The 234-nt window shown below is 74.8% G+C and carries 1 pseudogene; it reads left to right on the top strand.

From position 1 onward, the window contains the following. Nucleotides 1–187, top strand: a pseudogene (locus KVS71_RS19075) (peptide deformylase); the annotation flags it as partial. Between the last annotated feature and the right edge of the window lie 47 nt (nucleotides 188–234).

The raw sequence follows: 234 nt of genomic DNA, 5'->3' as shown, positions 1-234 counted from the left end.
CCCCGGTCGCACCGGGGTTGCGGCCCCGCAGATCGCGGCCGCGCCCCGTGCCTACAGCTACAACGTCGAGGGCGAGATCGGGTACGTCCTCAACCCCGTGCACACGGAGGTGCGCGGCGAGCCCGAGCCGACGGGGGAGGGCTGCCTCTCGGAGCCGGGACTCTGGCACGACGCGCAGCGCCACCCCTAGGCCCGGGTCGAGGGGATCGACCTCACCGGGCAGCCGGTGGTGCA

The organism is Microbacterium sp. GbtcB4 (genome assembly GCF_019091465.1).
Lineage (GTDB): Bacteria > Actinomycetota > Actinomycetes > Actinomycetales > Microbacteriaceae > Microbacterium > Microbacterium paraoxydans.
Note: the sequence above shows the minus strand (reverse complement) of the source record. Positions and strands in the feature narration are given on the sequence as shown.